Annotated in this window: 6 protein-coding genes; 4 read left to right on the top strand and 2 right to left on the bottom strand. The window is 39.3% G+C overall.

Features of this window, described 5'->3' with window-relative positions:
• Nucleotides 1-72: 72 nt before the first annotated feature.
• Nucleotides 73-1,368: a 16S rRNA (cytosine(967)-C(5))-methyltransferase RsmB gene (rsmB, locus tag CL42_RS15055; RefSeq protein WP_035270418.1), complete on the bottom strand. Its 1,296-nt coding sequence runs from the start codon at nucleotides 1,366-1,368 to the stop codon at nucleotides 73-75.
• Entirely contained in the window at nucleotides 1,365-2,327 is a 963-nt protein-coding gene (gene fmt / locus CL42_RS15050; protein ID WP_035270415.1) for a methionyl-tRNA formyltransferase, read from the bottom strand. Before fmt ends, rsmB begins: the two co-directional genes overlap by 4 nt.
• 381 nt (nucleotides 2,328-2,708) lie before the next feature.
• Between fmt and ilvD the strand changes: the two genes are divergently transcribed.
• The 4 genes from ilvD (at nucleotide 2,709) to CL42_RS15030 (ending at nucleotide 8,263) form a co-directional block, all read left to right on the top strand.
• Nucleotides 2,709-4,538, top strand: coding sequence for a dihydroxy-acid dehydratase (gene ilvD, locus CL42_RS15045; protein ID WP_081403313.1), 1,830 nt, complete (start codon nucleotides 2,709-2,711; stop codon nucleotides 4,536-4,538).
• 259 nt (nucleotides 4,539-4,797) lie between these two features.
• Nucleotides 4,798-6,120, top strand: a complete 1,323-nt coding sequence (locus CL42_RS15040; protein ID WP_035270414.1) for a hypothetical protein — start codon at nucleotides 4,798-4,800, stop codon at nucleotides 6,118-6,120.
• Entirely contained in the window at nucleotides 6,113-6,400 is a 288-nt protein-coding gene (locus tag CL42_RS15035; RefSeq protein WP_035270424.1) for a chorismate mutase, read from the top strand. Before CL42_RS15040 ends, CL42_RS15035 begins: the two co-directional genes overlap by 8 nt.
• A 171-nt stretch (nucleotides 6,401-6,571) precedes the next feature.
• Nucleotides 6,572-8,263: a putative bifunctional diguanylate cyclase/phosphodiesterase gene (locus CL42_RS15030; RefSeq protein ID WP_051586647.1), complete on the top strand. Its 1,692-nt coding sequence runs from the start codon at nucleotides 6,572-6,574 to the stop codon at nucleotides 8,261-8,263.
• Nucleotides 8,264-8,306: the final 43 nt, after the last annotated feature.

Here is an 8,306-nt window from a genome sequence, read left to right as displayed (position 1 = left end):
AAAGCCATGACATGAGTCATGGCTTTTTTAATATGTCGATAAATTAGAAATAAACTATCTTAAAAAATAGCATTAAATCTTTTGAATTAAACAATAATAGAATCCATCCCCATGACCTTGTTGTGGCAATAACTGACGGCCGTGGATTTGTTCAATTCCCCAATTTACATTTAATTTGATTTCTTGAGCATCTGCATGCGTGTTGAAGAAATCAATCATTTGGTGTTCATTTTCAGCTTTCAAAATCGAGCAGGTAATATAAAGCATTGACCCGCCAACTTTGAGTTGTTGCCACATATGATTCAGAATCTGTTTTTGAAGAGCAACCGTTTGTTGGATATCGGTAGATTGGCGAAGTAAACGAATATCTGGATGACGTCGTACAACTCCAATAGCAGAACACGGTGCATCAAGAATAATACAGTCAGCCTGTTCAGGTGCAGACCATACCGTAGCATCAGCAGTCAGTATTTCCACTGGTGCATACTGATTAAGAGCAAGACGCTCTAAGTTTTCACTTACGCGGCTTAAACGCTTTGTGTCGTGATCGATCGCATACAGCTTTTTAGGACGATAACACTCTAAAATATGTGCTGTTTTTCCACCTGGAGCCGCACATGCATCAATTACGATCTTATCATCAAGATTCGGCAACAAGGTCGCGCAAAGTTGAGCATGTTCATCCTGAACAGAAAAACCACCTTCTTCAAAGCCAGGGAGGTGAGGAATATGCACGGATTGATCTAAGATAATGCCTACATCGGACCATTCACATGGATGAGCATCAATCCCTTCTTCATCAAGAATATCTAAATATTCCTCACGGCTTACTTGTCGTTCATTTACACGTAGTGTCAAAGGCGCAGCCAGTTTAAGTTCGACTGAAAGCATTTGAAGATGCTCGGGCCAATCTTTTTTCAAGCGTTTAAATAGCCAACTAGGTAAACCATGGGCTTGGTCTAATGCTGCGCCGAATTCTTCAGTTTCACGTGAAACACGACGTAGAATCGCATTCACGACGCCACTTAAGGCCTCAAAACCTAGTTGTTTAGTCGCTGTTACCGTTTCTGAGATAGCCGCATGTGCTGGTATACGCGTGCAAAGCAGTTGATATAAACCTAAATATAGGCAGCTTTCAACGGTTTCATTGTTGAGTGGTTTAGTCAGAAGAGGGAGAGTAATTGCTTTAAGCGCATGCCATTGGCGTAAAGTGCCTAAAGTCAATTCATGAAATAAGGCCCGATCACGTTCACCAACCAATGAAAGATGTTGGGAAAGAACAGAGGTGAGGGATTGTCCATTCTGAACGGCCAGTAATGTTTTAATCACATGCCCGCGTAAATTTAAATGAGAAGATTGTTGGCTCATGCGAAGATCTGTCCTGGCTGCAATTTTTGACTTTGTAGAATTTGTGCAGCATTGAGCGCTTTACCGCCTGGCCACTGAAGTTGAGTGAGGCAAATCACTTGATGATCACCACACACAACGTGAACACCATCCTGATCGACAGCGATGATTTCACCGACTTGTTGAGTTGATGGAGTGAGTGAAGAAAGTTTCGAATTCCAAATACGTAAATTGTTGGTTTCATCAATAGGAGTGAAAGCTACGGGCCAAGGATTGAAAGCACGGATATTTCGATCAATCGTCACAGCATCATTTGCCCAGTTAATTTGAGCTTCAGCCTTCGACAGTTTATGTGCATATACTGTCAGTGATTCATCTTGAACTTCACGTGTATCTAAATAATGCTTTAAAGTGTCTTCACTTTCTAAAACAGCGAGAGTGGCTTCAGCCCCTTGTTGAGCCAGTTTATCATGTAAGGTTGCAGAAGTATCTTCAGCCGTAATAGGACAGATCGTTTTAAACATCATGTCACCAGTGTCTAGACCAGCTGCCATTTTCATGATCGTAATACCTGTTTCAGTATCACCTGTCGCGATAGCGCGTTGAATAGGGGCTGCACCTCGCCAGCGAGGCAATAAGGAACCATGAATATTCAAGCAGCCGTATTTAGGTGTATCTAAAACGACTTGAGGCAAGATTAAACCGTATGCTGCGACCACCATCACATCAGCATTGAAAGACTTGAGTTCAGCTTGAGCAGCCAAACCTTCCTCAGTCGACGATTTAAAATGTAAAGGTTGGTAAACAGGAATATTGTGCTCAAGCGCCAATTGCTTTACCGCTGACGCTGTTAGTTTTTGTCCACGTCCTGCTTTACGGTCTGGCTGCGTATACACAGCAACAATTTCATGAGAAGTCTTTAGCAAAGCTGCTAATGCACTCGCTGCAAATTCAGGGGTTCCCGCAAAGATGATTTTCACTCAGACACTTCCAAAACAATATAAAGAACATTATATGCCAAAAGCGATTTTCGCCCAAATAAGGTCGTAATTTGAAACGTTTTCATGTGCATTTTGTGCTTAAGGTGTGATTAATAAAATTTATGTATTTTTAAAAAAAGATTCATGAAAGTTTTGTATTACGATTTCAGATAAGGGTTTATAGTAGATCACATCTCTTACATCGATTTAGATCGTTGAGGGCAAATCAGACCTATACGAACAATTGCAAGCAATGGTTAACTGTTAATCAGAAAGCTGTCATAATAGAAGTAAGGTTCAACTGATTTAGCCTTATATTTCAGTATCATTTAGCCAGATTGAATACATATTCATCGAGCTCAGCTTAAGTTGGAAATAAAAATGCCTGACTATCGTTCGAAAACATCAACACACGGAAGAAATATGGCGGGTGCACGTGGCTTATGGCGTGCAACTGGAATGAAAGACGAAGATTTTGGCAAACCAATTATTGCAGTAGTCAACTCATTCACACAATTCGTACCGGGTCATGTGCATCTTAAAGACTTAGGTCAGCTTGTTGCACGTCAGATTGAACAAGCGGGTGGTGTAGCTAAAGAATTTAATACAATCGCAGTAGACGACGGTATTGCAATGGGTCACGACGGAATGTTGTATTCATTACCATCGCGTGATTTGATTGCTGACTCAGTCGAATACATGGTCAATGCACACTGTGCAGATGCAATGGTTTGTATCTCGAACTGCGACAAAATCACACCGGGAATGTTGATGGCGGCAATGCGCTTGAACATTCCTGTTGTGTTTGTTTCAGGCGGTCCAATGGAAGCTGGTAAAGTCCAAATTCGTGGTGGTGAACAAGCGATTGACCTTGTGGATGCCATGATTGTTGCTGCAGATGACAACTATACAGATGAAGAAGTAAAAGCATACGAACGTTCTGCATGTCCAACTTGTGGTTCATGTTCAGGGATGTTTACTGCAAACTCAATGAACTGTTTGACAGAAGCATTAGGTTTATCATTACCGGGTAATGGTTCAACACTTGCAACGCATGCCAACCGTAAAAAACTATTTGAGCGTGCGGGTCAGTTGATTGTTGAAATCACAAAACGCCATTACGAACAAAATGATTACAGCGTATTACCACGCAACATTGCCCCTAAAGCTGCTTATGAAAATGCCATGACTTTAGATATCGCGATGGGTGGTTCTACCAATACAGTACTTCACTTATTAGCGGCTGCGCATGAAGCAGAAGTTGATTTTACAATGGACGATATCGATCGTTTATCACGTAAAGTGCCTGTACTGTGTAAAGTTGCACCTGCGGTTAAAAATGTTCACATGGAAGATGTCCACCGTGCAGGCGGTATCATGTCGATCCTTGGCGAACTAGACCGTGCAGGTTTGTTAGATACTTCTGTACCAACCGTACACGAAAAAACATTAAAAGACGCTTTAGATAAGTGGGACATTATTCGTACTGAAAATGAAGAGGTATATAACTTCTATAAATCAGCACCGGGCGGTGTACCAACACAAACAGCATTCTCACAAGACCGTTATTACACACGTCTTGATGGCGACCGTGAAAATGGCGTGATTCGTAATGCAGAACATGCTTTCTCTAAAGACGGCGGTTTAGCAGTCCTTTACGGTAACATCGCACTTGATGGTTGTATCGTAAAAACGGCTGGTGTAGATGACTCGATTCTGAAATTCAACGGTACAGCACGCGTATTTGAAAGCCAAGATGATGCAGTAGAAGCAATCTTAGGCGGCAAAATCGTAGCAGGTGACGTGGTTCTGATTCGTTACGAAGGTCCACAAGGTGGTCCGGGTATGCAAGAAATGCTGTATCCAACAAGCTACTTAAAATCAAAAGGCTTAGGTAAAGACTGTGCGCTTGTGACTGATGGTCGTTTCTCGGGTGGTTCATCAGGTCTTTCAATTGGTCACGTGTCTCCAGAAGCGGCTGAAGGCGGTGCAATTGCTTTAGTTGAAGATGGCGACCGTATCGAAATTGATATTCCAAACCGTACGATTCACTTAGCAGTTGCTGATGATGTATTGGCTGCGCGCCGTGAAGTACAAGAAGCTAAAGGTTGGAAGCCTGCGAAAGAGCGTCCACGTAAAGTATCTAAAGCACTGAAAGCGTATGCAATGCATGCAACAAGTGCTGCAAAAGGTGCGGTACGTGATATCTAATCTGCTTATAAACTAGATCAATCATGATTCAAAAGCATCCTTCGGGATGCTTTTTTAATCACGAAAAGTTTGAATTTCATCTGAAAGCGTCAATTACATTAATGACAATATTTGATAGAAAGGTCATAAATATTGATCAATTCTCTTTGTCTTGATATAAGTTTTGCTCGCGTTCAAACTTTTTTAGTTTTTAGAAAAAGCGATGAATTTGATACTTTGATCACATAATTTACCAGTAAAATCATCTGAGGCACATCTCATGTCACTGTTACGCCGTTGGTTTGATCCGCTACGATCGAGTTGGTTTTATCAGAAACCAAATCGTCAAGAGGTCTTGTCAACTGAGCAGGGTTTAACGATCTATCTTCGTTTAGATGATGTGTATAGTTATCTTGCAGTCCAGCAATTGGCACAATTAAATGACATTTTAAAAGATGAAATTAAGCCTTTAAAAATTGTTATCTCAGATACTGCTGCTGAAGCTCCAAATGATATGAGTCCTGAAGAGTGGCAAGATTACAGTCTACGTGATGCCCAAATTTTAGCGTACCAGCATCGTTTCGGATTCGATAATGAAAAGCCTGAAATACCAAGTGCTGAAGCGATTCAACAGGCAGAAACGATTTTACGAAATACCCCATTAACAGGTGAAAATTTTCTCTATTTATTGGAAGATGTCTTCCATATGTTGTGGCAACAGCAGTATGGAAAATTACGTACTTTGTATGTCATGGCCAGTCGACATCGAAAAGAACAACAAATCGCTGAGCGAACTTTTGATCACACGCCAGTTTTAGCAAGTTTTTTTGAGCTCGGTAATCGTCGGTATCATGTGGTAGATGATTTATTAAGATTGACCCGCCGTTTAAAACAACAAAGACTCTTGACCGGTAATCCTATTTTTCTCATCAATCATATTGAGTGGCGGGAACACCTAATGAATGATGCTGAAGAATTATCTGAGATTCAGGCGATGAATCCTGAGTTAGACCTCTATATTGCATTAGAAGATCCGATCTCTTGGTTATTATTAGCTTATATTAAAGAGGAACTTGCCGATTATTACGATATCCAACTTACCGTTTATCCATTGCAATATCAGGGACGAGATTTATTTGATTGGAGTTTGGCAACGCGTTTATCTAAACGAACAGAAGTAAAATTTACGCCGTTTTGCCGACCGACTCAGCAGGCGACATATGAAATAGCACGATTGTTTTACAGTGTGCCTGAGGATCAACGTCTTGATGCAATGTATGAAATCTTGCAGGCTGTATGGAGTAAAGGTAAAGATCTATCGTATCGACCTCATATTCAAGCCTTAAAACAGAGCTTGAATATCACGACGCTCACTGAAGAGTCGATCAGTCAAAAGCTGGAAGAAAATCAATTACTCTGTGAGATGAAATCACAACCTGATTTACCAGTGCTTGAGCTTCGTATCGATGGAAAGAGTTATGTGTTTAATAGCTTATATCGTGTATGGATGATTGAAAGTATTTTCAGTAATGTGTTAGAACAAAAGTACAAAAGTGAAAATGAATCTGAACACAGGGATACCGAATCAATTGAAAATCAATAAAGAAAAATGCGAAACCCTTCAGCAAGCTCGAGCACAGATAGATTCAATTGATCAAGCCATAACAGAATTAATTGGTTTACGCCAATATTATGTAGATCAGGCAGTTCGTTTTAAAAGAACTATACAAGATGTACAGTCACCTGAACGTGTTGAAATAGTGATTGAAAAAATACGTGAATTGGCTACAAAGAATGGTGTGGATCCATTACTGATGGAAAAAATATATCGAGAGATGATTCAACACTTTATTCAAAGAGAGTTAAAAGAAATACGACCATAACAGTCGGAATTCTTAATAAGAATGAGGAACTTAGTTTCCTCTTTTATTCATTGAAATTTACAAAATATATAGCCGATTTGTGAACTAGTTCAACAAAGCTTAGTGTTACAAAAAATAATATTAAGTTAATATTTGGATACATCACTTTTTAGACTGACGGTCGAAGGCGCTATGGATACCCAGTTACAATTAGAAAAAATAGTCAAGGATCTTGAAAACTATAAAGTAGCCATTGATGCACATTCAATTGTAGCCATAACAGATGCACGTGGCGTCATTACTCATGTCAATGAGAAGTTTTGTAATATCTCACAGTATTCTTATGAAGAGCTGGTCGGATCAACACATAAAATTATTAATTCAGGCTATCACCCGAGAAGTTTTTTTAAATATATGTGGAAAGCCATTTCGAGTGGAGAAATTTGGAAAGGCGAAATTTGTAACCGAGCTAAAAATGGTTCTTTATATTGGGTTGAAACCACGATTGTGCCGCTTAAAGATAATAATGGCGTTTTACAAAACTATATCTCCATTCGAACTGATATCACACAGCTAAAAAATTCCGAAGACCATGCACGTTATATGGCATTACATGATGAATTAACGGGATTGCCTAACCGCCGTTTTATGCAAGAACGCATGTTGGAGGTGATTGAATCATGTAAACAAAATGGTACACATAGTGCACTCATGATGTTGGATTTGGATAACTTCAAAAATATTAATGACACGTTAGGACACGATCGTGGAGATGACCTACTCAAAATGGTCTCGGTGCGCCTTATAGAGTGTGTGGCACAGCAGAATGCAATTGTCCGTCTTGGTGGAGACGAGTTTTTAATTATTCTTTCAGACCTAAGTTCTGACGAGTCAGCGGCAAATCAAGAAGTAATGCAAATTGCTGACAAAGTTCGAGCTGCATTGAATGAACCTTTTATATTAAAAGATCAAAAAATTCATACCAGTTCTAGTATCGGAATTTTTATCTTCCGTAACTCAGAATTACCGAAGAATGAATTACTTAAATATGCTGACATGGCGCTGTATCAAGCTAAAGAGAATGGTAAAAACTGCATTTGTATGTTTGATCCTGAAATGGAACAAAGCGTTATCGCTAAAGCTGCTTTATTAAATGATTTAAGATTAGCGTTATTGCGAGATGAGTTCCAACTCTATTATCAGATTTTAGTAAATCGTGAAGAGGAAGTGATTGGGTATGAGGCCTTGCTACGTTGGAGTCATCCTGAACACGGTTTGATTTTACCAGGTCGATTTATTGAAGAAGTGGAGAAAACTGATCTCATACATGATGTTGGTAATCGTGTATTAGTATTAGCATGCCAACAGTTAAAAGATTGGAGCCAATACCCAGAATCTTCAAACTGGACGATTTCAGTCAATATTAGTGTCGAACAATTCCGTAAGACTGACTTTGATAAAAATGTGCTTCGGATTATTGATGAAGCAGGAATTGATCCAACATTATTACGTTTAGAACTCACTGAAAGCATGTTCTATACCGATATGCATAACTCAATTGAGAAAATGAAAAAGCTCATCGAGCGTGGATTAAGATTCTCTATGGATGATTTTGGAACAGGATATTCTTCATTGAATTACCTCAAAATGCTTCCACTGGATCAACTCAAAATTGATCGTTCATTTGTAGAAAATATTGTCGGTAATCCACGTGATATTGCTATTGTGAAAACGATTATTGATTTAGCACAAATTCTTGATCTGAATGTGGTGGCAGAGGGTGTAGAAACTGAAGAGCAGTTCCAAGTTCTAAAAGAAAATGGTTGTAATACGTTTCAAGGCTATTATTTTGGTCGACCTAAACCCATTGAAAAAAAATCTTAAAATACTTAATTAGAATAAAAAATTAAAAAAGAGAGCATTAAGC

Origin of the sequence: Acinetobacter sp. Ver3 (genome assembly GCF_000632455.1) — a bacterium.
Taxonomy (GTDB): domain Bacteria; phylum Pseudomonadota; class Gammaproteobacteria; order Pseudomonadales; family Moraxellaceae; genus Acinetobacter.
The sequence above is the reverse complement of the archived record's forward strand: the minus strand, read 5'-3'. Positions and strand labels throughout refer to the sequence as shown.

Excerpts from the sequence above, each read along its gene's own strand:
- rsmB (WP_035270418.1), bottom strand. The coding sequence starts at position 1,368 with ATGAGCCAACAATCTTCTCATTTAAATTTACGCGGGCATGTGATTAAA.
- ilvD (WP_081403313.1), top strand. The coding sequence starts at position 2,709 with ATGCCTGACTATCGTTCGAAAACATCAACACACGGAAGAAATATGGCG.
- CL42_RS15040 (WP_035270414.1), top strand. The coding sequence starts at position 4,798 with ATGTCACTGTTACGCCGTTGGTTTGATCCGCTACGATCGAGTTGGTTT.
- CL42_RS15030 (WP_051586647.1), top strand. The coding sequence starts at position 6,572 with ATGGATACCCAGTTACAATTAGAAAAAATAGTCAAGGATCTTGAAAAC.